This window comes from Collinsella phocaeensis (genome assembly GCF_900119895.1).
Taxonomy (GTDB): Bacteria; Actinomycetota; Coriobacteriia; order Coriobacteriales; family Coriobacteriaceae; genus Collinsella; species Collinsella phocaeensis.
The window spans coordinates 412087-436620 of sequence record NZ_FQLR01000004.1 but is presented as its reverse complement, the minus strand read 5'-3'; the positions used below and the strand labels follow the sequence as shown (position 1 = coordinate 436620).

The 24534-nt window shown below is 66.6% G+C and carries 18 protein-coding genes; 8 read left to right on the top strand and 10 right to left on the bottom strand.

Annotation, left to right across the window (positions count from 1 at the left end):
- From BQ7355_RS04000 to BQ7355_RS03990, 3 genes are all read right to left on the bottom strand, one after another.
- A complete protein-coding gene (locus tag BQ7355_RS04000; RefSeq protein WP_240307312.1) occupies positions 1-831 on the bottom strand; it encodes a sugar transferase in 831 nt (276 codons plus the stop codon).
- 24 nt (positions 832-855) lie between these two features.
- A complete protein-coding gene (gene loaP, locus BQ7355_RS03995; RefSeq protein WP_159430437.1) occupies positions 856-1395 on the bottom strand; it encodes an antiterminator LoaP in 540 nt (179 codons plus the stop codon).
- Between the two features lie 673 nt (positions 1396-2068).
- On the bottom strand, positions 2069-3346 hold the full coding sequence (locus BQ7355_RS03990) for a metal-dependent hydrolase family protein (protein ID WP_072415032.1): 1278 nt from the start codon (positions 3344-3346) through the stop codon (positions 2069-2071).
- 198 nt (positions 3347-3544) lie between these two features.
- On the opposite strand from BQ7355_RS03990, the gene BQ7355_RS03985 reads away from it, so the two are divergent.
- From BQ7355_RS03985 to BQ7355_RS03955, 7 genes are all read left to right on the top strand, one after another.
- Positions 3545-4690 (top strand): helix-turn-helix domain-containing protein, encoded by a 1146-nt coding sequence (locus tag BQ7355_RS03985; protein WP_072415031.1) that lies wholly within the window; start codon positions 3545-3547, stop codon positions 4688-4690.
- Positions 4691-5111: 421 nt separating this feature from the next.
- The gene (gene argF, locus BQ7355_RS03980) at positions 5112-6128 is read left to right on the top strand and encodes an ornithine carbamoyltransferase (RefSeq protein ID WP_072415030.1); all 1017 of its coding nucleotides are present in this window, start codon (positions 5112-5114) and stop codon (positions 6126-6128) included.
- A gap of 83 nt (positions 6129-6211) precedes the next feature.
- Entirely contained in the window at positions 6212-7729 is a 1518-nt protein-coding gene (locus BQ7355_RS03975) for a YfcC family protein (protein WP_072415029.1), read from the top strand.
- Between the two features lie 108 nt (positions 7730-7837).
- Positions 7838-8695, top strand: coding sequence for a dimethylarginine dimethylaminohydrolase family protein (locus BQ7355_RS03970; protein ID WP_072415028.1), 858 nt, complete (start codon positions 7838-7840; stop codon positions 8693-8695).
- Between the two features lie 156 nt (positions 8696-8851).
- Positions 8852-9859, top strand: coding sequence for an NAD(P)-dependent oxidoreductase (locus BQ7355_RS03965; protein ID WP_072415027.1), 1008 nt, complete (start codon positions 8852-8854; stop codon positions 9857-9859).
- 106 nt (positions 9860-9965) lie between these two features.
- Entirely contained in the window at positions 9966-11444 is a 1479-nt protein-coding gene (locus BQ7355_RS03960; protein WP_072415026.1) for a YfcC family protein, read from the top strand.
- Positions 11445-11839: 395 nt separating this feature from the next.
- Entirely contained in the window at positions 11840-12844 is a 1005-nt protein-coding gene (locus tag BQ7355_RS03955; protein WP_072415025.1) for a hypothetical protein, read from the top strand.
- A gap of 613 nt (positions 12845-13457) precedes the next feature.
- Here BQ7355_RS03955 and BQ7355_RS03950 read toward each other — a convergent pair.
- Positions 13458-14453 (bottom strand): DMT family transporter, encoded by a 996-nt coding sequence (locus BQ7355_RS03950; RefSeq protein ID WP_338027644.1) that lies wholly within the window; start codon positions 14451-14453, stop codon positions 13458-13460.
- Between the two features lie 589 nt (positions 14454-15042).
- On the opposite strand from BQ7355_RS03950, the gene BQ7355_RS03945 reads away from it, so the two are divergent.
- Positions 15043-18111 carry an insulinase family protein gene (locus tag BQ7355_RS03945; RefSeq protein WP_072415024.1) on the top strand — a complete coding sequence of 1023 codons (3069 nt, stop codon included), beginning with the start codon at positions 15043-15045 and terminating at the stop codon, positions 18109-18111.
- A 325-nt stretch (positions 18112-18436) separates the two neighbouring features.
- Here the strand turns inward: BQ7355_RS03945 and sdaAA are convergent, their stop codons facing one another.
- From sdaAA to BQ7355_RS03920, 6 genes are all read right to left on the bottom strand, one after another.
- Complete coding sequence (gene sdaAA, locus BQ7355_RS03940; protein ID WP_072415023.1) at positions 18437-19375, bottom strand: L-serine ammonia-lyase, iron-sulfur-dependent, subunit alpha; 939 nt, start codon at positions 19373-19375, stop codon at positions 18437-18439.
- A 33-nt stretch (positions 19376-19408) separates the two neighbouring features.
- Positions 19409-20074: an L-serine ammonia-lyase, iron-sulfur-dependent subunit beta gene (gene sdaAB, locus BQ7355_RS03935; RefSeq protein WP_205407559.1), complete on the bottom strand. Its 666-nt coding sequence runs from the start codon at positions 20072-20074 to the stop codon at positions 19409-19411.
- 212 nt (positions 20075-20286) lie between these two features.
- Positions 20287-21378, bottom strand: coding sequence for a M24 family metallopeptidase (locus tag BQ7355_RS03930; RefSeq protein WP_072415022.1), 1092 nt, complete (start codon positions 21376-21378; stop codon positions 20287-20289).
- Between the two features lie 207 nt (positions 21379-21585).
- Positions 21586-22752, bottom strand: a complete 1167-nt coding sequence (locus BQ7355_RS03925; RefSeq protein WP_240307311.1) for an oligopeptide:H+ symporter — start codon at positions 22750-22752, stop codon at positions 21586-21588.
- A 12-nt stretch (positions 22753-22764) separates the two neighbouring features.
- Entirely contained in the window at positions 22765-23097 is a 333-nt protein-coding gene (locus BQ7355_RS09350) for a hypothetical protein (RefSeq protein ID WP_240307310.1), read from the bottom strand.
- 618 nt (positions 23098-23715) lie between these two features.
- On the bottom strand, positions 23716-24339 hold the full coding sequence (locus BQ7355_RS03920) for a helix-turn-helix domain-containing protein (RefSeq protein ID WP_072415021.1): 624 nt from the start codon (positions 24337-24339) through the stop codon (positions 23716-23718).
- Between the last annotated feature and the right edge of the window lie 195 nt (positions 24340-24534).

Below are 24534 nucleotides of genomic sequence, written 5' to 3'. Positions count from 1 at the left end.
CTACGCCGCCCCCTTTCCGGTGAAGACGACCGCGATCGTCTGGAGGATGATCTTGAGGTCCATGGCGACCGACCGGCGCGCGATGTAGCCCAGGTCCAGCCGCACCATGTCGTCGAAGTCCACGTCCGAGCGGCCGCCCACCTGCCAGGGGCCGGTGAGGCCCGGCTTCACGGCCAGGCGCTGCATGGCCCACTCGTCGTACTGCGCGACCTCGCGCGGCAGCGGCGGGCGCGGGCCCACCACGGACATGTCGCCGACGAGGACGTTCAGGAACTGCGGGAACTCGTCGATGGAGTGCCTGCGGATGAAGCGGCCGATGCGCGTGACGCGCGGGTCGTCTTTCATCTTGAACATGGGCCCCTCGACCTCGTTCTCGGCCAGCAGGGCGTCCTTCATCCTGTCGGCGCCCTTCACCATGCTGCGGAACTTCCACATGGTGAACTCGCGCGGCCTGCCGTCCGCGCCGATGCGCCCCACGCGTCTCTGGCGGTACAGCGGGCATCCCGGGCTCTCGATGGCGATGGCCGCGCAGAGCACGGCGGACGGCACGATCGCCACGGCGATCACGCACGCGGAGAACGCTATGTCGAAGGCCCTCTTCACGAAGCGGTAGCCTATGCGGCCGCGGTCCCACTCCGCGAGCTCGCGCATGGAGCCCAGGCGCGCCCGGCGCGCCCCGCCCTCTGCCACCTTCTCGCGCGTGCCGGAGACCGGCGCGTCGCTCGCGGGCACCGCGGCGGGCTCGACAGGCACAGCGACGGCACTGGCCGCAACGGCCTCCCCGCTCACCGGACCATCCCCTATTTCGTTGTTCTCGAGTACGTTCTCCAACGTCTATCCCCCGACGCTCGATCCCTACTTCTTGCTTACGATCTCCAGGCCCACCTTGATGGTCTTGGTGCGGCCGAACATCTCCATATCCAGGTACGCCACGCGCTTGTGGCGGTCGATCTTGCGGATGTCACCCTCGTGCCCGCGGAGCGGACCGCTCCACACCACCACACGATCACCCTCGATCACGCCGCGCGACATCTCCACCACGTGCGTCTCCACGTTGGTGAGGGCCGTCAGCCAGGCGACCTCCTCCACCGTGAGCGGCACGAACCGCTCGGCGTCCCCGCCGATCACGCGCGCGTAGAACGGCAGCTCGCGCAGCCTGCGCGCCAGGCGGTCGATGGCTCCCGTGGTCACGAACACGTAGCCCGGGAACAGCAGCTGCTCGGTGCGGACCCACGCGCCACCCTCGCGGCGCATCACCTCGCCCACGGGGACGAAGCACTCCTCCACGAGCTCTCCCAGCAGCTTGACGATCAGGTCGCGCGCGGTTCGCTCGCGTCCGCCGGGCACGTGCAGCACGTACATGCTCAGCTGTCCTGTGGTCTCGCCTGCCTGCATGCGGCCCCGGTCGGTCGTGCGGGTTCTCGCTGCAGAGCGCTTGTGCCTTGGTAGTTCGTATCGAAGGGTCAACGGGCAAGCGGGCATCGCGGCACAGCTTCGCCACGACGCCTCTTCGCTCGGCCGTCTCCTGGTGACCGTCGGACGCCGCCGCACCGCACGCTTGCGCGTGCCCCGCTGCCGCGAACGACTTCAACCGGCACCATCGACCATCCACCCCGCAGGGGCGAATTCGCCTGCCTATTCATCCTCCGAAGGAATAACCAACGCGCGCTCGGCGACGATTGCCCGTCCATCGGATATTTCTACCGCCCGGGATATCGTTTTGATACACGGACGGACACGCCATGGCGTGTCAAAACAGTGTAACACTGTGCTTTGCATCCGCTCGAAGGCAAGGGCGGTAAAGATTGTAAGCAATTGGTTTCCGCAGGTAAGGCGCTACGTGTCCACCGCGTCTACGCTGCAATTGCTTCTTTTGAGCCGCCCCCCCCCCACGAAATATTCACGTTGCGGCCTGTTGCCAACAAACACAAATCGGGCACATCGGAGCCATCCAGGAGATAACGTGAAATACTGTGGATCCGACTCTCATTTTGACGCACGGCCGCCGCGAACGAAGCGCCGGCCCCTCGCCCCCGCCGCCGGGAACGAGGGGCCGCCACAGAAGTCCCTATGCCGAATAGCGGTTGGCCTCTCCGAAGGTACCGGCCTCCACGATCCAGCCGTCCTTCATGATGACGTCCATGTTGTCGACGTTCAGCGTGTGGATGTCGGCAGCGACGTCGCCGTTCACCACCAGCAGGTCGGCGCACTTGCCAGCCTCGAGCGAGCCGGTCACGTTGTCCACATGCGCCATCTTGGCACCGTTGAGGGTAGCGCAGGCGACGGTCTCGACCGGGGTGAAGCCGATCTTGCCCACGAACTCGTACATCTCCTCGATGGTGCAGGTGCCGTACGGGGTGACGAAGGAGAAGGAATCGGAGCCGATCGTCATCACGACGCCGCGGCGCTTGGCCTCGCGCAGGCAGTCGTAGTTGCGCTGGAGCTCCTTCTCGACGAGGGTGCCCTCGTACTTGTCATGCAGCTCGGGCACGTAGACCGGCGGATAGGTGGCGTACCAGGTGGGCAAAAAGGCGATCGTGGGCGTGAAGAAGGTTCCCTGCTCGGCCATGAGATCCATGGTGCGCTCGTCGATGTCGAAGCCGTGGATCAGCTGCTCGCAGCCGAAGCGGACGGAATCGTAGGCAGCAGCGTGGTTGTTGTAGCAGTGGCTCCACACGGGGATGCCCACCATCTTGGCCTCGTCGATGACGGCCTGGATCTCCTCGGCGCAGTAGTGCTGGTCGCGACCGGAGTCCCAGCGCCAGATGCCGCCGCCGGTGGCCCAGATCTTGATGGCGTCGGGGTTCTCGCGCAGACGCCGGCGCACGGCGCGGCGCAAGTCCCACGGGCCGTCGACCTGGTCGCCCCAGGGATGGGACTCCTTGTTCTCGAGCTGACTGCACCGGTGGGAGTCACCATGGCCGGCGGTGCGGCAGAAGCCCAGGCCGGTGGCGAGGATGCGCGGGCCGCGGAAGACACCCTTCTCGATGCAGTCGCGGATCTGGATACCGAAGCGGCCGATCTCGCAGACGGTGGTGAGGCCGTGGGTGAGGCAGTCGTAGGCCTGCTTGACGGCGACGGCCTGCTTCTCGAGCAGCGGCTGCATGACCCAGTCGGTGTCGTCGTCGGTGAGGTTGCCGGAAAAGTGCAGGTGGGTGTCGATGAGGCCGGGCATGACGGTCTTGCCGGCGGCGTCGATGACCTCGTAGCCCTCCGGAAGGTCCTGCATGGCGCCGGTGTACTCGATCGTGCCGTCCTCCCCCACCAGCACGAGCGCGTTGTCGACCGGCGCCGCCCCGGTGCCGTCGATGAGCTTGCCGCCGACGATTGCATACCTGCGTCCCATGGTGTCCCCCTTTGGCAGGCAGCTGCGCCCGCAAGCGGAACGCATCGCCCGATATCCCCTGTTGCGCTTCCCGAAAACCCGGTCGGAGCCGTATCATCTGTTCTTGGAGGCGTTCAGCGCCCACCGCGCAAGCGGCCGGGCACCTGCGCCCCCGCGGCAGAGTATAGCAGGCGTGCGATTGCATGAGCGGAGGCGACCTTGATCACCATTGCAGACATCCTGGCCCTACCGGCCTTCGAGCAGATCGACCTACTCGCCCCCGTCCCGGGAGCCGGCGAACATCGCGTGTACAACGTGGGGATCTTGGACTGCCCGCCCACCATCAACGGCTACAACGTGTACATGCCCGGCGAGTTCATCCTCACCAACCTGGGGTTCTGTTACGGCGACCCGGAGCTCTCCGACGCGTCGCTCATCGCCATGATCGAGCGGCGCGTAGCTGCCATCGCGGTCAAGCGCGTCTACTCCCCCTGCTTCACCGACGCGGTCGCGCGCGCCAGCGAGCGCATGGGGGTCCCGGTGTACCTGTACTCCGGCGCCTACCACGAGCGCGTCGCCTTCGAGTCTCTGGATCTTTTGCGCCGCGATCTTGCCGCATCCGACAAAAGCGATGCCGTGGACGCATTCCTCGACGGCCGCACCAAGGCCGAAGTGCGCGAGACGGTCCATGAACTCGCAGGCCTTACAGGCTCCACCATGCGCTGCGTGGCCATCTCCGCCGAAAAGGATGACCGTTGCTCCCTCTACGCTATCCAGGACACGCTCAACGACTTCCTCGACTCCTTCCGCGAGCGCCACGAGAACGTGCAGAACGCCTGCGCATTCCGCTACCACGACGCGCTGCTCGCCTTCGCCTCTTACGCAACCGACGACCCCCAGGACGCCCTGTACCACGACTTCGGGCGGGCCATCCGCGGCATCGGGGTCAACCACTGCGGGATCGGCGACCTCGTCCCCTTGGGCGAGGCGGACGTGTCCATACGGCAGGCGACGATCCTGCTCAACGAGGCGCACCTGCGCGGCGTGCCCAAACTCGAATGGACGGACCTCGCCATGGACGCCTTCTCCTACGCGGCCCGGGTCGACCCCATGTTCGAACGGACCACGGGGGCCTTTCGCCGCCGCATCGAGGAGTACGATGCCGAGAACTCCACCGAGCTCGTGAAGACCGCCCGCGTCTTCGCGCAGTGCAGCGGCGACGTCTCCGAAACGGCCGAGGTACTCCACCAGCATCCCAACACCGTGCGCTACCGCCTGCGCCGCATACGGGAGCTGCTCGACATGGAGAGCGCCCGCGACCGCGAGCTGCTCGTCTTCCTCTCGCTGACATTTCTGAGCCGATAGCCGGGCACGCCTAGAATGACATGGCTCGCAACCCGCCGGCACGGCTGCGCAAACGGGCTCCGGGCAATGTGTGCCCCGTCCGCTTGGTGACATCCGGCGCGAATGAGCCGCGGCCTACCGGACCCCGATCGCGACGGCCACACCAGTGCGCCCCCTCCCCACGTCGCTCAATAAGTGAATTCCTCTAAATATCATTTGTAATTTCATACAAAAGCCGCTTTGCAAGGCTTTCATTTCTGTCCAAAAACATACAGGTCGGCCGCCCCTAGACTTCAATTCAAGGTTTCGGAGCACCGACCACTTGATGCCCGAAAACAGGTAACACGGCCCCATGGGGGCAAACGAACAGCCTGACCTGTCTGGAGGGGCCATACGGCGTCCGTCGGGGAAAGGGCGAGATCCGACGAAAGGGGTCGCAATCATGACGGATTCGGTTTTCCAGGGTCGCCATCTTCTCTCCACCAGGGACTACACCAAGGACGAGCTGATGTGGCTCATCGGCTTCGCCGAGCACCTCAAGGACCTCAAGAAGCGTAATATCCCGCATCGCTACCTTGAGGGCAAGAACATCGCACTTCTCTTCGAGAAGACCTCCACCCGCACCCGCGCCGCCTTCACCACCGCCTGCATCGACCTGGGCGCCCACCCCGAGTACTTGGGCAAGGGAGACATCCAGCTCGGCAAGAAGGAGACCGTCCTCGACACCGCCAAGGTCCTGGGCTCCATGTTCGACGGCATCGAGTTCCGCGGTTTCAAGCAGGAGCACGTCGAGCAGCTCGCTGAGTACTCCGGAGTACCCGTGTGGAACGGGCTCACCGACCGCGAGCACCCCACCCAGATGCTCGCCGACTTCATGACCATGAAGGAGCACTTCGGCAAGCTCGAGGGCCTTACGCTCGCCTACTGCGGACAGGGGCGCAACAACGTCCAGAACTCCCTCATGATCACCTCCGCCATCCTCGGCGTGAACTACGTCAACGCCACACCCGCCGAACTCGAGCCCGACCCCGAGATCGTGGAGCTCGCCCAGAAGTTCGCCGCCGAATCCGGCGCGACCATCCGCGTCACCAACGATCCCGTGGACGCCGTCCGCGGCGCCGATGCGGTCTACACGAACGTCTGGGCGGCCATGGGCGAGGAATCCCAGTTCGCCGAGCGCGTGCGCCTCATGTCCCCCTATCAGGTCAACGCCGAGCTCGTCTCCCACATCGAGAACCCCGACTGGATCTTCCTGCACTGCCTGCCGGCGTTCCACAACGCCGAGACCGAGTACGCGGCCAAGATCCGCGATGAACACGGCATCGAGGCCATGGAGTGCACCGACGACGTGATCTACAGCGAGCACTCCCGTTGCTTCCAGGAGGCAGAGAACCGCATGCACACCATCAAGGCGATCATGGCGGCGACCCTGGGCAACCTCTACATCCCCCGCGTCTAGCGACCGGGCCCCACAAGCTCGCGCGTGCCGCGCGCACCCTCCCGCGGCACGCCCCTTCACCTGCCTCAAGAGAGGACATCACCATGGCTGAAGCAACCAAGGAACAGCCGGCGAAGAAAAAGTTCCAGATGCCGAACACGTATGTGATCCTGTTCGCCGTCATCGCCTTCATCGCCCTCCTCACCTGGTTCGTACCCGGCGGCGCCTATGACCTCACCGAGTCCGGCGACGCCATTGCCGGCACGTACCACGTGGTCGAGAGCAACCCCCAGGGCCTCTGGGACATCTTCATGGCGCCCATCACCGGCATGCTCGGCGGCGGGACCGTTTCCGGCGCGATCTCAATCTCCCTCACGATCATGCTGTTCGGCAGCCTGCTCGAGATGATGGACCGCACGTGCGCCCTCAAGACCGCCATCAAGCGCATCACGGTCGCCAACCAAAACAACATGCACATGCTCATCGCGATCCTCGTCATCATCATGGCGTTCTTCGGCACGCTCGAAGGAGCCTATGAGGAAGGCATCGTCTACTTCCTGATGTTCGTGCCCGTCATCCTGGCCCTCGGCCTCGACACGGTAACCGCGATCATGATCGTGGTCCTCGGCACCCAGATCGGCTGCCTCTCCTCGATCATCAACCCCTTCTCGACCGGTATCGCCTCCGGCATCGCCGGCATCTCCCCCGGTGAGGGCATGATCCCCCGCGTCGCGATGTTCGTGATCTTCACCGCGCTCGTCATCTTCATCATCTGTCGCTACGCCGACAAGGTGAAAGCCCATCCCGAAAAATCCGTCCAGTTCTTCCGCCGCGAGCAGGACCTCAAGGAGTTCCCCGCCGCCGAGGAGGAAGACCTCACCCTCACTGGCCGTCAGAAGGGCGCCCTCGCACTGTTCGTGCTCACCTTCGGCTTCATGATCGTAGGCCTCACGCCCTGGACCTCCCTCAATCCCGAGTGGACGTTCTTCCAGGACTTCACCGCCTGGATCGCCGCTACCCCGGTCGTCCGCAACATCCTGGGCACCGACGTCACCGCCTTCGGCGACTGGTACTTCCCCGAGCTCTCGATGATCACCCTGATCATGGTCATCCTCATCGGTGTGGTCATGCGCTATGACGCCGACACCATCATCGACACGATCCTCAAGGGCGCCTCGGGCCTCGTCTCCACCGCCTTCGTCGTGCCCCTGGCGCGCGGCATCCAGGTCGTCATGGACAACGGCCAGATCACCCCGTCCATCCTCAACATATGCGAGGGCGCGCTCGCGTCGCTCCCGCCCTTCGCCTTCGTCATCGTCGCGCTGGTGTGCTACTTCCTCATCGCGTGCCTGATCCCCAGCTCTACCGGCCTCGCCGCCGCCACCATGGGCATCATGGGCACCCTGTCCACCTTCGCCGGCGTCGACGTCTACATCATGGTCATCATCTACCTCATGGCCCTCGGCCTCGCAAAGATGATCACCCCGTGCTCCATCGTCGTCATGACCTGCACGGCGGCGGCCCACATGAGCTACGGCGACTGGGTCAAGAAGATAGCCCCCGTCGTCGCCCTGCTGTTCGTCGCCTGCTGCGCCTTCCTCTGCGTCCTCGTGATGCTCTAGGCGCCGCCCCCCCTCTGGGAACCGCGCGTCGCGGGCAAGCCTCCACCCCGCTCGCGACGCGTTTCCGAAAACCGTCCGCTCCACACGGACCTACCGAAAGGAACTGTCATGTCTGAAGAGAAGGTCTACGTCTCCAACGCAACCAACCCGCTCAAGAAGGTCATGATGTGCTCGCCGAAGTACTACACCTTCAACGCGATCAACGTCATCACCGCCGAGTGGATGAAGAAGGGCGACACCGAGCAGAACAACGTCATGGTCCAGGAATGGCAGATGCTCGTCGACGCCTACAAGGACAACGGCATCGAGGTCGTCGAGGTCGAGGCCAACCCCGAGTTCCAGGTCATGACCTTCGCCCGCGACTACGGCTGCATGATCAAGGAAGGCGCCGTCATGGGCCACTTCCGCCACCCGGTCCGCCAGATCGAGGCCCAGGCCTACGAGGCCAAGCTCAAGGAGATGGGCGTGCCCATCGTGGCCCGCGTCAACGCCGGCTGCATGGAGGGCGGCGACTTCTGGATGATCGACGAGCACACGCTCGCCTGGGGCATGGTCGACCGCACCGATGAGCAGGGCGTCGCCAGCCTCCGCCATCAGCTCGAGAAGTTCGGCTACACCGTCGTGGGCGTCCCCTGCCCGCCCGACAACCTGCACCTCGACATGATCTTCAACATCGTCGCCCCGCAGGTTGCCCTGGCGTGCATCGACCAGCTCCCGTACAACTTCCTCCAGATGCTCAAGCGCCGCAACTTCGAGCTCATCCCCGTGGCCAGCGAGGACATGTACAAGCACGGCTGCAACGTCCAGTGCATCGGCAACAACAAGGTCATCGCTATCGAGAAGAACAAGCACATCAACGACAAGATGCGCGCCCTGGGCATCGAGGTTATCGACGTGCCGCTCGACCAGATCCTGCATGCCGGTGGCGGCCCGCACTGCCTGACCCAGCCCATCGAGCGTCCGTAACCGAGCGTTTCGATGGGAGCGGGTCTCGCCGCTTCCATCGAATCTCGGGAATCACCCGCATTCCCGCCTCTCTCCTCTGGGGCGCCGCTCCGCTGGATCGCCGGCGCGCGGCGCCCCTGTTTTCAACCGGCCAAGACGACCGGGAAAGGAACCGCCATGAAGATCCTCATCAGCGATTACCCCGACAGCATGATGCCCGTACACGACCTCGAGATCGAAACCCTCAAGTCTCACCTGGGTGACGACATCGAGGTCGAGGTCTACGCCTACTCCGACGACGCGCGCGAAGAGTTCTACGAGCATCTTTCCGACGCCGACGCCCTGCTCACCGCCTTCGTCCAGATAGACAAGGAGGCCTTCGAGCACGCACCCAACCTCAAGGTGATCGCCATCAACGCCACGGGCTTCGATAACGTGGACATGGATGAGGCGACTAAGCGCGGCGTGGGCGTGTGCCCCGTCGGCGAGTACTGCACCTGGGACGTCTCCGAGAGCGCCATTGCCTACATGTTCGCACTCAACAAGCACTTCAAGTTCTATATCGGGCAGATCGAGGACGAACACCGTTGGGATTACGCCGCCGCCCCCGAAGTGCCGCGCCTCGAGGACCAGACTCTGGGCATCTTTGGCTTTGGCAAGATCGGAACGTGCACCGCCGGAAAGGCCAAGGGGCTGGTAAAGCGCGTAATCGCCAACGATCCCTTCATCGACCAGGAATTATTCGCCGAACATGGCGTTGAGCGGACGGAGGTCGATGAGATCCTCGAGAATGCCGACATCATCGTCAACCATATGAACCTCAACGAAACGAACCACGGCTTCTTCAATGCGGAGAAGTTTGCCAAGATGGAGCGCAGACCCATCCTCATCAACCTCGGTCGCGGCCTCTGCGTCGACGAGCCCGCCCTCATCGAAGCGCTCGATTCCGGCCAGATTCGCGCCTTCGGTGCCGACGTCCTCTACGACGAAACACCCGATCTGGCAAACCATCCGCTCGTGGGCCGCAACAACGTGATCATCACGCCTCACTCCGCGTTCTACTCCTCTTCTTCGCTGCGCGACCTCATGGTGATGCCGTGCAACAACATCGGGCACTTCCTGAAGGGTGAGAAAGACAAACTGTTCAAGCTGGTCAACGACGTTCCCGTCGTGAACGTGATGTAACCCTGGCGCCTGGCTCCACATGGAGTCGGGCGCCTTGCCGCCTGCCATACACAGCAGCGCGGAACTGGTTCGCTAAAAGTCGGACGCCGCAGCGAAGGAGCCCCTCATGTCCCAAACGAGCACAGACGCGGGCAAAGGGCGCAAGAAGCGCCAGATGCCATCCTCGTTCACCATTCTTTTCGGCTGCTTGCTGTTAGTGGCAGTCGCTTCGTGGGCAGTCTCCTTGTTCACGACGGATGTCCGAGCTGCTACAGTCGCCGACTTCATGGCATCGCCGTTCCTCGGCTTCGAGAGCGCCATGCAGGTGTGCGTCTTCATCCTCGTGCTCGGCGGGTTCCTGGGCGTGGTCCAGAAGACCGGCGCGCTCGACACGGGCATCGCGGTGCTCGTGCGTAAGCTCGGCGGCAACGACCTCCTGCTCGTCCCCGTGCTCATGCTCGCCTTCGGCGTCTGCGGCTCGACATACGGCATGCTCGAGGAGTCCGTGCCATTCTACCTACTGCTCGCCTCGGTGACGTTCGCCATGGGCTGGGACCCGCTCGTCGGCTGCATGGTCGTCCTCATGGGCTGCGGGCTGGGTGTACTCGGATCGACCGTCAACCCGTTCTCCACCGGCCTCGCGCTCGATGCGCTCAAGGCAGCCGGGATCGCCTACGACCAGGGCCTGATGATCGGCATCGGCCTGATCATGTTCGTCATCGCCGAGGCCACGGGCGTCATCTTCGTCATGCGCTACGCCAAGCGCGTGCGCGCCGACCGCGCCTCGTCCGCCCTCACCCCCGAGGAGTGGCAGATCGCCGAGCGCATCTACGGCGACAAGGGCATCGACTCCGCGGAGGGGGCCGCGCCACGCCTTTCCAAGGTCCAGAAGCGCGTGCTCGTGCTGTTCGCCCTCACGTTCACCGTCATGATCGTAGGGTTCATCCCGTGGCAGACCTTCGGCGTCACGCTCTTCGACATCGGCGGCACGGCCGATAACCCCGGGGCCGCCTGGAGCGCCCAGCTCACCGGCCTGCCGCTCGGCGAGTGGTACTTCACCGAGTGCGGCATCTGGTTCTTCACCATGACCGTCGTGATCGGAAAGGTCGCCGGCATGCACGAGAAGGAGCTCGTCGGCACCATCCTGCACGGATGCGCAGACCTCGTCTCCGTCGCGCTGGTCGTCGCCGTCGCCCGAGGCGTCTCCGTGCTCATGTCCACCACCGGGCTGGACGTGTGGATCCTCGCCAACGCCGCCAACGCGCTCGCCGGCGTCTCCGCGACCGTCTTCGCACCGCTCTCCTACGCGCTCTATTTCGCGCTATCGTTCCTGATTCCCTCGAGCACCGGCATGGCGACGGTCTCCATGCCCATCATGGGGCCGCTCGCCGCCTCGCTCGGGTTCGCCCCCGAGGCCATGATCGCCGTCTACCTCGCCACGCACGGCGTCGTCGCCATGATCACCCCCACCTGCGGCTCCATCATGGCCGGTCTCGAGCTCGCGCAGGTGAGCTACGCGACCTACATCAAGACCGCCGCGCGCTACATGGCGCTACTCACCGCCATCACCGTCGTGTTCGTCACGGTCCTGATGCTCGTCCTCTGATTCTCGAGCATCAAGCGGGCAAGCCAATCCGCCCATTGCGCACCCGCCCAATGCGCATCCGCCCCCCTCGACGCGAGACCGCGCGAAGGGGGCGGGTGCTGTGCTGCGATTCGAACTTGGTCGGCGGTGCACGGACGTCGGCGAGGGCCGAGGCGGACCGCATACCGGACATCGGCGAAAGTCGCGGCAACCATGCTTCCTGCACGCCTCTTACATACTTCTAACAGGCATTTCGTGCGTTCCGCACACGCGTGCAGCCCACCGACGATCTCCCATCGCTCAGCGGGTCCGCGAGCCGTCTGCCCGCTCTCCGGGCGTACCGTTCCGGCATGACGTGCCTGTGCAACACAACGGCCCTCGAGATCTACCGAACAAGCGGCCGACTCCTCCCCCAGTTGCTCGAACGCCCTCGGACCGGAAAGCTCGAGGACACCCGCCTTCCGGACCGCGACTCCCTCGCCCACGAGCTGCGCCTGCTCGGCGCGAAGTCGCGCCCCTACCGCCTGATGGTCGGAAGCAAGGCATCTACGCACCATCGAGACGACGTCCGCTTCCGCGTCTGCAGCGCGGCCCTTCCCCCGAATGCCCTCATCCGCATTTCCGACCGCACGCTGATAACCGGTCCCGAACTCACGTTTCTGCAGCTCGCCGCCAACGATGACCTCGACGAGGTGAGCCTGGGACTTATCGCCTGCGAACTCTGCGGCACGTACGTTCTCGATACCTCCTGGGACGGGCTGACCAATACCGACAAGCCGCTTACGAGCGTAGCGCGCATCGGGAGCTTTCTTGATCAGATGCCCGGCACCCGCGGATGCCGCCTCGCGCGGCGCGCGCTCGAACTCGCCTTCGACAACTCCAACTCTCCCATGGAATCCGCGCTCGCGATGCTCTTATGCGCACCGCGTCGCTACGGTGGGATGGGCATCGCGCCCGCGCGGCTCAACCACCCCGTGCGGACCGCGGACGGCACGCGATACGTCGACCTTGCGTTTCCAAAACACAAGGTCGGGCTCGAATACAAGGGGAAGGAATACCACTCGATCGAGGCCTCGGAACGCGACGACCGGCGGCAGAACAAGGTCGTCGGCTCGGGCATGACGATCCTCAACGTATGGCACGAGGATCTGAAATCGCGTCACCTTTTCGACCAGCTGCTTCGCGATCTGCATCGAGCGATGGGCATCCGGCTCAGGAGGAAGGACGACTTCCTATATAGGCAAGACGTCCTTCGTGCGCGCCTCATGCCAAAGGGATCGGAGAGAAACGGGGGCTCTCCTTATGGCAAGCGCGCCGGCTCGTCTGGCAACGGAACATTTAGCGAAGACGAGCTTACGGACCGAATCGACGATGACCAGCCGCTATTCGATGACCTGCCTCACGAATCCGAAACATCCTGAGAAAGCGCCTGAACACGACCCTCGCGGTAATCAAAAGAAGGAAGGCGATGTCGGCACGCCGCCCCTCCGTTGACGCACTCCGGCCTTCGATCCGCCGTGCGCAATGCACGCTGGATTGAACGTTGGAACGGATGCGGCAGCCCTCGCAAAGGCTTCCATCAAGCATAAAGGGGGTTATATTTTAGTACACAACGACGAGAATGGCACGAAACCGCGCCGAGTCGGTATCATGATGGGTTGGTTATATGTTGTTGATGAGCCAAAACCCCGCATTTTGCTTCCACTTAGCCCATGGATGAGACTGAATGAAGTCAAAACGGCCTCTACACCATCGCTGCGATGCTTTTACAGACCCACTACAATACCGACTCGACGCGGTTTTGTACCACTCTCACGAGATTTCATATTTTATAGACCCACTTTTTGAAACAACGGCTGAGTCCCGATCGGCGCGCATCGCCTATCAGGGGCGTCGAGCCGACAAACGACGCGAAAACAGCACGGCAGCAACCCTCGAGCGCGAGGGAGCACCGGTGGGCGCCGACGACGGAGGAGGCGCCCGTCGCAGAACAGCGCCCGCGAGAGCCGAACGCGCCCGTGCGTGGAACGGCCCCTACACGGTAAGGAACACCATCGCGATGATGAGCCCGAAGCCGAGGATGTCGGTGCCGGCGAACGCCGTACCCAGAAGCAGCGCGCTCGTCACGGTTGCCGAGACCGGTTCCACGGTGCCGATCAGGCTCGCGCGGACGCTGCCGATCTCCTTGACGCCGTGCATGTACAGCAGGTACGCCAAAAACGACCCGATGAACACGAACACCGCCAGCACGATCCAGCCGTTCGCATCGAACGCGGGCACATGGCTCCAGGGCTGGAAGATCAGCGACATCACGATGCCCGAGAGCGCCATGCCCGATCCCGTGACGACCGTGGAGCCGTACTCGCGCAGGATCTTGACGGGCAGGATGGTGATGAGCGACGCGCCCACGGCGGTGAGCAGGCCCACAGCGAGGCCCGCCGGCGGGATGGCGAGCTGCGTGATATCGCCGCCCGTGGCGATCAAGAAGGTGCCGGCGAACGCGAGCACGAGCCCGGCGAGCTCGCGTCGGCGCGGGGAGCGGTGATCGCGCAGGCAGGTGTAGCCCATGATGAACACGAGCTGGAGGCACTGCAGCACCGTCGCCGTGCCCGCGTTGGTGAGGCGCACGGCGAGCAGGTAGAACAGCTGGTTGGCGCACAGCCCGCAGAAGGTGAAGACGATCTGGATGCGCCGATGCTCGGGAGTGGTCCAGAGCTTCACGAACCGCTTGCGGTCGAACAGCAGGATGACGATGAGGAAGAGCGCGCCGGCGAGGATCTGGCGCGTGCTCATGAGCCACAGCGTGTCCACGTGGTAGACGTCGAACAGGATGCTCGCGGCGGTGCCGGAGAAGCCCCAGAACGACCCGCCGACGAGCGTGACGAGCACGCCGATGAGCATGCGGCGGAACGAGTCGTCGTTGAGGCGGTCGCGCCAGGCTCGGCGCTGGGCGCGCGATGCGGCATCCGTCCCCTCGGGCACCTGGACCTCGGGAGCGCGTCCCGCTTTCTCCATGTTGTCCTGCGTCACGCCGGCTCCCCACCGCGCACGCCGCGGGGCACCCGGGAGGAGCGCCGATCCGTGCGCATCGATTGCATCTTGAACCTGTTCACCTTACCGCAAAACGACGGTCCGTGCCTGCGGAATGCATATTCTCGACACCGCTCGGGCAGCGGTGCCCCCGCAGACAGGTGGAGCGTGCGAACGAGTCGGCAGACGCAGCGGGGACGCCTCGATTCGCAGACAGGCGCTCATTTGAGCGGGCGCGAGCGCCGGGCCAGAGGAACCGGGGGCCGGGGCCGGTCGAGCAGGCGCGGGCCGGACCGGGGGCCGGGGCCGGTCGAGCAGGCGCGGGCGCCGGGCCGGGGAGCCGGCAGGTCAGGCGGATGCGGGTGCCGGGCCGAGGGCCGGGCCGACCAAGCGGGGGCCGGTCGGGGACAGATGCGGTCGCACTGCCGGGAGCCGGTCGGGGATGCGGGTGCGCCGCCGGGGAGCCGAGGCAGGTCGGGCGGATGCGGGGGCGGGCCGGCTGAACGGGAGCGCGGCGGGGACGCCCGAAAGGGCCCAGCTCCATATGGGTATACTTCTGCCCACGCAACGACGAACCCAAGGAGCGCACATGCCCGATACCGATACCCAAGCCGCCGCGACCGACCCCCAGCAGAGCGCCCGCGCGCACGCCGCCGAGCTGCTGCCCCAGGGGGCACGCCTGCACGGCTTCACCGTCACGCACGTCTCCCCCATCCCCGAGCTCGAGGCGGACGCCTACGTCCTGCATCACGACGCATCCGGGGCGCGCCTGCTCCACCTCGCCTGCGAGGACGAGAACAAGGCCTTCGCCATCGGCTTCAAGACCCCTCCCGCCGACGACACCGGCGTCTTCCACATCCTGGAGCACTCCGTGCTGTGCGGGTCGGCGAAGTTCCCGGTCAAGGAGCCGTTCGTCGACCTCATCAAGAGCTCCATGCAGACCTTCCTCAACGCCATGACTTACCCGGACAAGACGGTCTACCCCGTGGCGAGCACCAACGAGCAGGACCTGCTCAACCTCATGGACGTCTACATGGACGCGGTGCTCAATCCGGCCATCTACACCAAGCGCGCGATCTTCGAGCAGGAGGGCTGGCACTACGAGCTGGACGTGCCCGAGGACGCGCCGCTCGCAGACGGCCGCCTGCGCTACAACGGCGTGGTGTTCAACGAGATGAAGGGAGCGCTGTCCGACCCCATGGACGTCCTCGACAACGCCATCATGCGGGAGCTGTTCCCCGACACCGCCTACGCCTTCGAATCCGGCGGCCATCCGCGCGCGATACCGCGCCTGACCTACGAGGGGTTCCTCGACACGCACGCACGCCACTACAACCTGTCCAACAGCTACATCGTGCTGTACGGCGACATGTCCGTCGAGCGCGAGCTTGCCTTCCTGGACGATAGCTACCTGGGCGACGCGGCGCGCGAGGCGGCCCGCGCGGCGAAGGCCGCGGCGCGCGGAGGCGCGGGAACGGGCGACGCCGGCACGGTCGGCGTGCCCAACCCGCTCGAGCTCCAGCGCCCCGTGGTGTGCGAGCACGCCGTGACCCGCATGGCGACCACCCCCGAGAACGCGCTCGTGGGCCTCGCCTACGTGATCGGCGAGGCATCCGACCGCAAGCGCCTCATCGCCGCCGACATCCTGTTCGACGCGCTGCTCGCCACCAACGAGGCGCCCATCAAGAAGGCGGTCATCGAGGCGGGACTCGGCGGGAACCTGGCGAGCTACACCGCCGGCGACCTGCTTCAGCCCTACGAGCTCATCATCCTGCAGAACGCCGACGAGGACGTGGCCGCCAAGTTCCGCCGCGTGGTGGAGGACACGTGCCGCCGCCTCGTGGAGGAGGGCATCCCCCGCGACCGCCTCGAGGCCGTCATCGCCAGCGAGGAGTACGACCTGCGCCAGCGCGACTACGGCTACCCCGACGGCGTGGCGCTCGCCTGCGACGCCCTGGGCACCTGGCTCTACGACGACAGCGATGAGGCCGCCACGCGCGGTATCCGCTACGCCGACGCCTACCGCGAGCTGCGCGGGGAACTTGCGGGCACGTACTTCGAGGACCTGCTGCGCGAGCTCGTCCTGGACAGCGACCACAACGCGCTCGTGGAGCTCGTGCCCGTGGACGGCGGGGGCGCGGACGGGTCGGCAGGCGACGAGGACGCCGGCGAGGCCGCGGAGCTCGCCGCGACCATGGCGTCCATGAGCGAGGCGGACCTGCAGCGCGTCGTCGACGACGTGGCGGAACTCCGCCGCCAGCAGGAGGCCGAGGACGCGCCCAATGCCAAGGCGACGCTGCCGCGCCTGCGCGTCTCCGACATCGGGCCGGCGCGCCCCGAGCAGCCGCTCGTCGTGGACGCCACGGCGCCCGTGCCCTGCCTGCGCCACGACATCCCCACGCACCGGCTCGCCTACGCGCTCACCTACTTCGACCTGAGCCACCTCGCGTTCTCCGAGCTGCCCTACGTCACCGTGCTCGCGCGCCTCATGCAGCAGCTGGCCACGGAGCGCCGCAGCGCCGCCGAGCTGGACAGCCATATCGCCAAGAACCTCGGCTTCCTCTCGTTCACCACCGAGGTGTTCACCCAGCCCAACTGGAAGCTCGCCCGCCCCTACCTGCTGGTCTCGGCAGGCGCCCTGTCCGAAAAGATCGGTGAGCTGGCGAGCATCCCGCGCGAGGTGTGGGCAGAGACCGTGTTCGAGGACACCGACCGCATGCGCGACGTGCTCACCCAGCTGCGCATCGGCATGGAGCAGGGCTTCCTCATGAACGGGCACAGCGCCGCGCTCGCCCGCTCGATGTCCTACGTCTCCCCCGCCTCGGTGCTCGTGCAGCAGCTCTCCGGCGTCGACTTCTACCGCTTCCTGCGCGAGATGCTCGATCACTTCGACGAGCGCGCCGAGGAACTGTGCGCAACGCTGCGCGAGCTGTCTGCGCGGATCTTCACCTCCACGGGGACGATCGCAAGCTTCACCGGGTCCGATGAGGATTACGCGCGCTACTGGGAAGCCGCCGGCGACCTGGGCCTTTCGCCGCGCACCGCGCGCGCCAAGGAGCTCTACGTGCCCATGCCGGAAGACAGGCACGAGGCCTTCGTGATCCCCAGCGACGTGTGCTACCTGGGCGCGGCGACCGACCCGCGTACGCTGGGCATCGAGGTCGACGGCACCTGGGGCGTGGCGGCCAACGCGCTGTCCTACGACTACCTGTGGAACGAGGTCCGCGTGAAGGGCGGGGCGTACGGCTGCGGGTTCCGCTCGGCGGGCACGCGCCAGGCGAGCTTCTACACGTACCGCGACCCGGCCATCGACCCCTCGCTCGCGCGCATCGCCGCGGCGGGCGCCTGGCTCTCGTCCTTCGAGCCCGACCCCGCGGCGTTCGAGGGCTTCATCGTGAGCTGCGTCTCCAGCATGGACGCGCCGGTCAAGCCCTACGGGCTCACCAAGCGCCGGTGCGCCGAGTACCTCGGCAAGGTCGACGTCGACGCCCGCGAGCGGCGCCGCGCCGAGATGCTCGCCGCCACCCCCGAGGGGCTCCGCGCCCTGGGCGGGCAGGTCGCGCGCATCGCCGAGGCGGCTCCCGCCTGCGTATTCGGCGGGCGCGAGGCCATCGAGGCGAGCGATGCCGGCTGGAACGTCATCGAGCTGATGAGCTAGGCGCGCGGGGCGGAGCAGCGGGGCGGAGCAGCGGGGCAAGGCGGCCTCGCCCGGTCGCCTCGGGGCCGATGCGTCGCGGCGACCGGGGTCCCGTGAACGAACCGTAACGCAGATGCGGGCGTCCACCTGGCACGGTGGGCGCCCGCATCGTTTACGTTGGATAGCGCGTCCGCCGCGGCCTCTTCTCCGGCGTCGCGCGCGAAGGCGGCCCGGGCCGCGAGGCCGCGAGCCGCCCATAGGGGTGCCGCAGACGGGTGCGATGCGGGATGCCGCGGCCGGACGAAGCGGCCGGGCACGGCGCAGGAAGCCGCGGCCACCCGAGGATTTAGGAGCAACGTCCGCAGGCGGCGCAGCCTCCCGCGGTCGCGCCGCCGTCTTGCGGGCCGAAGACCTGCTCCATCATGGCGCGGCCGGTAGGCGTCGTGGCCAGGCCGCCGTCGGCCGTCTCGCGCAGTGCGGCGGGCATCGCGTTGCCCACGCGGCGAAGCGCCGCGATCGACTCGTCGGCGGGGATGTCGGCGGGCACGCCGGCGAGCGCCAGCTCGGCCGCCACGACGGCGCCGGCCACGCCCGAGGCGTTCCGCTTGATGCAGGGGATCTCCACCAGGCCCGCCACCGGGTCGCACACCAGGCCCAGCACGTTCTGCAGCGCGATGGACACGGCGTCGGCGGCCTGCGCAGGCGTGCCGCCCGCGAGCTCGACGAGCGCGGCGGCGGCCATGGCGGCGGCGCTGCCGCACTCGGCCTGGCAGCCGCCCTGCGCGCCGGCGAGGCACGCGTTGCGCTCGATGACGAGGCCCACCGCGGCGGCCGTGAACAGGCTCATCACGCAGGCGCGCTCGGACAGCCCCCGCTCGTCGCGCATGGCCAACACGGCGGCGGGCAGGATCCCGCAGGAACCCGCCGTGGGCGCCGCCACGATGCGGCCCATCGAGGCGTTGAGCTCGGACACCGCGAGCGCCCGGTACAGGGCGCCGGCCATGAGCCCGCCGGTGAGCGAGAAGCCCGCGCGCACCGCCTCGCGCACCTTGTGCGCCCCGCCGCCCGTAAGCCCGCTCGTGGAGCGCAGGTCGGGGGCGCAGCCCGGCTCGATGCACTCGTCCATCACCTGGAGCCTCCCGCGCATCTGCCCGTACAGCTCCTCGGCAGAGATCTCCATGGCGGCGGCCTGCTGGACCAGAACCGCCTCGGATATGGGGCAGCCCGCCTCCTCGGCGGCCGCGACGACCCCCGCGAGGGTCGCGTAGTTGAAATCGAAGCTCATCGTCTCCCCTTTTTTCGAATGGGCCGAGGCCGTTTACGCCAGCGGCCTCAGCATGATGGCGCCCGTGACGTCGTCGAGGCGCGCCAGGCGGTCCGTAAGCCCCTCGTCCTGCAGACCCTCGACCTCGATGCTCATCACCGCGTCGCCGCCGCGGCGCGCGCGGGACAGGTGGAAGTCGCAGATGTTGGTCCCGGCGTCCGCGAGGACGTCGGTCACCGCGGCGATCAGGCCGGGGACGTCGCGGTGCAGCACGATGAAGGTGACGTGCTGGCCGGTGAGGTGCACCGCCATGCCGTCGATCTGGGTGATGAGGATCGCGCCGCCGCCCACGCTGCTGCCGAGGACCTCGACGCGCCGTCCGCCCGCGCCCGTGAGCGCGATCCGCGCGGTGTTGGGATGGACGTCCTCGCCGTCCTCGGTGGCGAAGGACACGGCGAGCCCGCGCTCGGCAGCGATGGCGAGCGAGTCGCGCAGGCGCACATCGTCGGCGGCGAAACCGAGGATGCCCGCGACCAGGGCACGGTCCGTGCCGTGCCCGCGGTAGGTCTTGGCGAACGAGCCGAACAGCGCGATGTCCGCCCGCACGGCGGGCTCGCCCAGAAGCTCGAGCGCGATGCGCCCCAGGCGCGCGGCGCCGGCCGTATGCGAGCTCGAGGGCCCGATCATGACCGGCCCGATGATATCCAGCACGTTGGACACGTGCGGCCCCCTTTCATGGAACGGCCGCCGGGACTGCGGGCCCCGGCGGCCGATAGGTCGTATGCACCGTAGTGTATCCGAGTCGCCGCGCACGCGGGCGCGATGCTGGCGAGCGGTCGACGCGGCGGGCGGGTGCAGGCCGCGCCGCGGCGGGCGACGGAGCGGGGCCGCGCGCAGCGGAGCCCGCCGGCGGCCCGGCCCCGCGGAGCCCCTTACAGCTCGATCAGGTGATCGGTGATGTAGGTGAGGCGCTCGCAGCCGTCCTCGGTGATGAGGTGGTCGTCCTCCTGGCGCACGCCGCCGATGCCGGGCAGGTAGATGCTGGGCTCGATGGTATGGCACATGCCCGGCTGCTCGGGCGTGGTGTTGGCCGGCCCCGTGAAGGGCGCCTCGTGGATGTCCAGGCCGAAGTTGTGGCCCACGCCGTGCGGGATGCTGTAGCCGCGCTCCTCCACGTAGGCGTTGACCGCGTTGGAGACCTCGGCGTAGGTGACGCCGGGGCGCAGCATGGAGGCGCCGAGCTCCTTGGCCTGCTCGACGATGTCCCACACCTTGAGCAGCTGCGGCTCCTTGGGGCGGCCGAGCACGACGGTGCGCGTGATGTCGCAGCAGTAGCCGTCGAGATAGGTACCGAAGTCGAGCGTCACGAAGTCGCCCTGCTCGATCACGCGGTTGCTCGCCGTGGCGTGCGGGCACGCACCGTTGTCGGGGCCGGAGGCCACGATCGTCTCGAAGCAGAAGCCCGAGCCGCCGCGGCTGCGGAACTGGTACTCCAGCTCGTTGGCAACGTCGATCTCGGTCACGCCCGGCTTGATGAAGTCGAGGACCGCGTAGAACGACCGCATGGAGATCCGGCACGCGCGGCGGATCGTCGCGATCTCGTCGGCGTCCTTGATCATGCGGATGGCCGCCATGAAGTCGTCGACCGGCACGAGGCGCACGCCCTGAGCGTGCTCGGCGAGGTCGGCATGGTCGCCCGCGGTGATGTCGCCCGCCACGAAGCCGGCCTCGTCCACGCCCAGCTCGCGCAGGATGTCGCCGGCGCAGGTGTAGTACGTGGCCGGGTGCATGCCGCTGCGCTTGTACACATGGACCTGGGCGGCACCGCCCACCTCGGCGGCTGCCTGGCTCTCGAAGCGGCCGTCGGTCACGAAATGGCAGCCGGACGCGGCGACCACGAGCACGGAGGTCCCGTACTCTCCGGTGAAGCCGGTGAGGTACTTGATGTCGGAGCCCTTGGTGACCACGAGCGCCTCGACGCCGGCTTCGGCTAGTTTGGCCGCAAGCCTTTCGATTCTCGTCATGGGATATCCCTTTCCTTTACACGAAGGGCCGCATCGCACGCCTGATGCGTTCGCGATGCGGCCCGTTGTGCACGCAGGTTTCACCTTCCGCACGGGCGGTGCGCCGGCCTGCCCGGAAGGATCGGCTCCCCGAAAGGGGCGCCGGGAGACGGCTCTGCGCGAGCCGACGGGACGGGGGCGCGCCGCACGGGGCGGCGCGCTTGCCCGCTAGGCCTTGTCGAGGCCCATCTTCGCGCTCAGCTTCTTGGTGGCGAGAAGGACCAGCAGGCCGGCGACGATGGTGATGCCGCCGATGGCCAAAAAGTACGGGATCTCGGAGCCCTCGGCGTACAGCGGGCTCACCAGGATGGAGAGGCCGGCGCCCGTGGACTGCGACAGGCTCCACACGGACATCATCTGGGTGGAGAAGGCGGCAGGGGCGACGAGGTTCGCGGCGGAGTAGCCGGTGGGGCTCGTGAACGCCTCGCCCAGGATGATCAGCGCGTAGAAGCCGACGATCCACATCGGGCTCACCTTGACGCCCGGGGCGAAGAGCATGAACGGCAGGCACATGAACACCGGGCCGAGACCCCACAGGATCGTGCCGAAGCCCATCTTGGTCGGGGACTTGGGCTGCTTGGAGCCGAGCTTGGCCCACAGGGCCGTGAAGATGGCGCCGAAGATGATGGCGAGCACGCCGGGCAGCGTCTGGAAGAACGCGGGCGAGAGCTCCATGCCGAAGAGGTTGAGGTCGATGTTTTGCTCGATGTAGATCGCCACGATGGAGGTGGACTGGGTCCACACGAGCATGGCGAGGCAGTTGCAGACGTACATCGGGATCAGGCCGATGATGCGGGAGACCTCCTCGCGCGTGGTCTTCTTGCTCCTGATGATGTAGACGAGGTACACCACGGGGATGAAGATAGCGGCCGTCGACATGGCGCTGGCGAACTGGGAGATGGTCACGGTGCCGGTGGCCAGCAGGCCGCCGATGAGGGCGATCGCGGCGACGACGACGGCGACGAGGGCAGTGACGAACTTGTTGCGCTGGGCGGCGGGCACGGGATCGTCCGGCTTGGCGCCGATGGGGCCGAAGAACTTCTTCTCGGTCACGACGTAGGCGACGCAGCCCGCGACCGCGGCGACGGCGCCCACAGCGAACGCGGCGTGGTAGCCCGCGGCGACCGCGATGGCGCCGGCGATCGCCGGCACGGCGGCGCCGATGTTGGAGATGGTGTACAGGATGGTGTACGCGCCGTCGCGGCGCTCATCGCCGGTCTCGTAGACCATGCCGGCGAGCGCGTCGAGCGAGCGGCCGCAGATCATGGCGCCCACGACGAGCAGGACCTGGCTCGCCGCATAGGAGGCGACGCCCAGCGGCAGGGCGAGCAGCACGTAGGCGGCAGCCTAGATGATGCGCGACCAGCGCAGGGCCGCACGGGGCCCGAGGATGCGGTCGGCGACGTAGGAGCCCACGAGGCCGGCCAGGATGGACACGGCGGAGTACGGCGAGATGAGCTGCGCGGCCTCGGTCTGCGAGAAGCCCAGGCCGCCCTCGCCCACGCTCAGGTACAGGTAGAACACGAGCAGCGAGCTCATGGTGTAGTTGGCGAAGCTGTTGCACATCTGCATGGTGGACAGCGTGCCGATGGCCTTGGGATGGCCGATGAAGCCGCGCTGGCGACGGATCGCTGCGACCTCCTCGACCTCTACCGCGGTCATATCCGAAGCGGTAGACATGATCGGTCCCTTCTTTCTTCTTAGCGTCTCCCATTCCATAACCGTGCGCGGCGATGCTGCGGATTTTGGGCCTTGCGGCGCCAGGCCGGCACGAGCGCGTTTAAGATTCACGGCTCTGAAATTACCTTCAGCATAAGTATGCCATCAGATTGGATTCAGTTTTGTGAGAATTATTCTATAATCGTGAATGTACGGTTTGGAGGGGCGCGCGGTCGTGAGCGCACACGGGGGAACGGCGTCGCCTCGAATCGACGATCGCCTCGAATCGGTGCCTGTCCCTAATTTGAGAGGAGCGCACAGAGACCGGACGCGACCGCACCCCGCGGGAACGGTGTCGCCTCGAATTAGTCTCAAATCGGTGCCTGTCCCTAATTTGAGAGGGACTGGTGGGTACGGCGGGAGCGGGCCCGCCGCCGCAATCGGCGCGACGGCGGGCCCTCATGTCGAAGCGGCCTGCTCGGAAGAGGCAGGGTGAGCCCACCTCAATTTGGCGCCTGTCCCCATTTTGAGAGAGAGGGGCGAGGCCGGGGCCGGGCACGCGCACACAGCCCCTCTCGCGTCGACCCCAACCTCAATTTGGTGCCTGTCCCCAATTTGAGGTGGGGCGAGGGCGCGAGCCTACGCCAGGCTCGTGACCACGTAGCGCATCGTCTGGTACCACAGGCTCTCGCACGGGGCGTCGGAGCAGTTGAGCATCATGTGGCGCTGGTTGGCGCGGATGAGCATGGCGTCACCGGGGACGAGCCTGAACTCCTCCCCCTCGATGCGCAGGGTGAGCTCGCCGGAGAGCACGTGGCACACCTCGGGGAACGGGTGCATGGCCTCGGGATCGGCCTCGAAGTCGCCCGCCTCCAGGCGGATCACGCTGTAGGGTTCGGCGACGGCGCCGAAATCATACTGCATGATGGTCATGCCGCTCTCGGGGCGCACGATGATCTGGGCATCAGTGCTGCGGATGATGCTCTTGCCCTCGACTTTCTGGGTGATGAGCTCGGCGGGCGACACGTCGAGCTCGTCGCAGATCTTGCGGAGGTTGTCCACCGTGGGGCTGGTCTGCCCGCGCTCGACGTTGCTCAGGTAGCCCACGGAGAGTCCGGTGTAGAGCGAGAGCTGGGTGATGGTGAGCAGCTTTCGCTTGCGCAGCTCCTTGAGCTTGCGGCCGAGCATGAGGCGGAACTCGCCCTCGTTGCAGGAATCGCTCTCGGAGACCGCGGCGCGCGCGGCGGATTCGGTATCGGGCATGGCGTATCCTCTCATCTCATACATAGACATAGGCGCCCTTCCGCACGGGCCGCGACGCCAGCTCCAGATACCGGGGCAGGCGGCACCGCGGGTGACGGAACCGTTCGCGCATGCTCCGCCGTGAGATAGCAACCAGCATACGGGACAGATGGCCTTTAAGCGTACGCCGTCCTCCGGCGCGTAGCCTTTTCATCA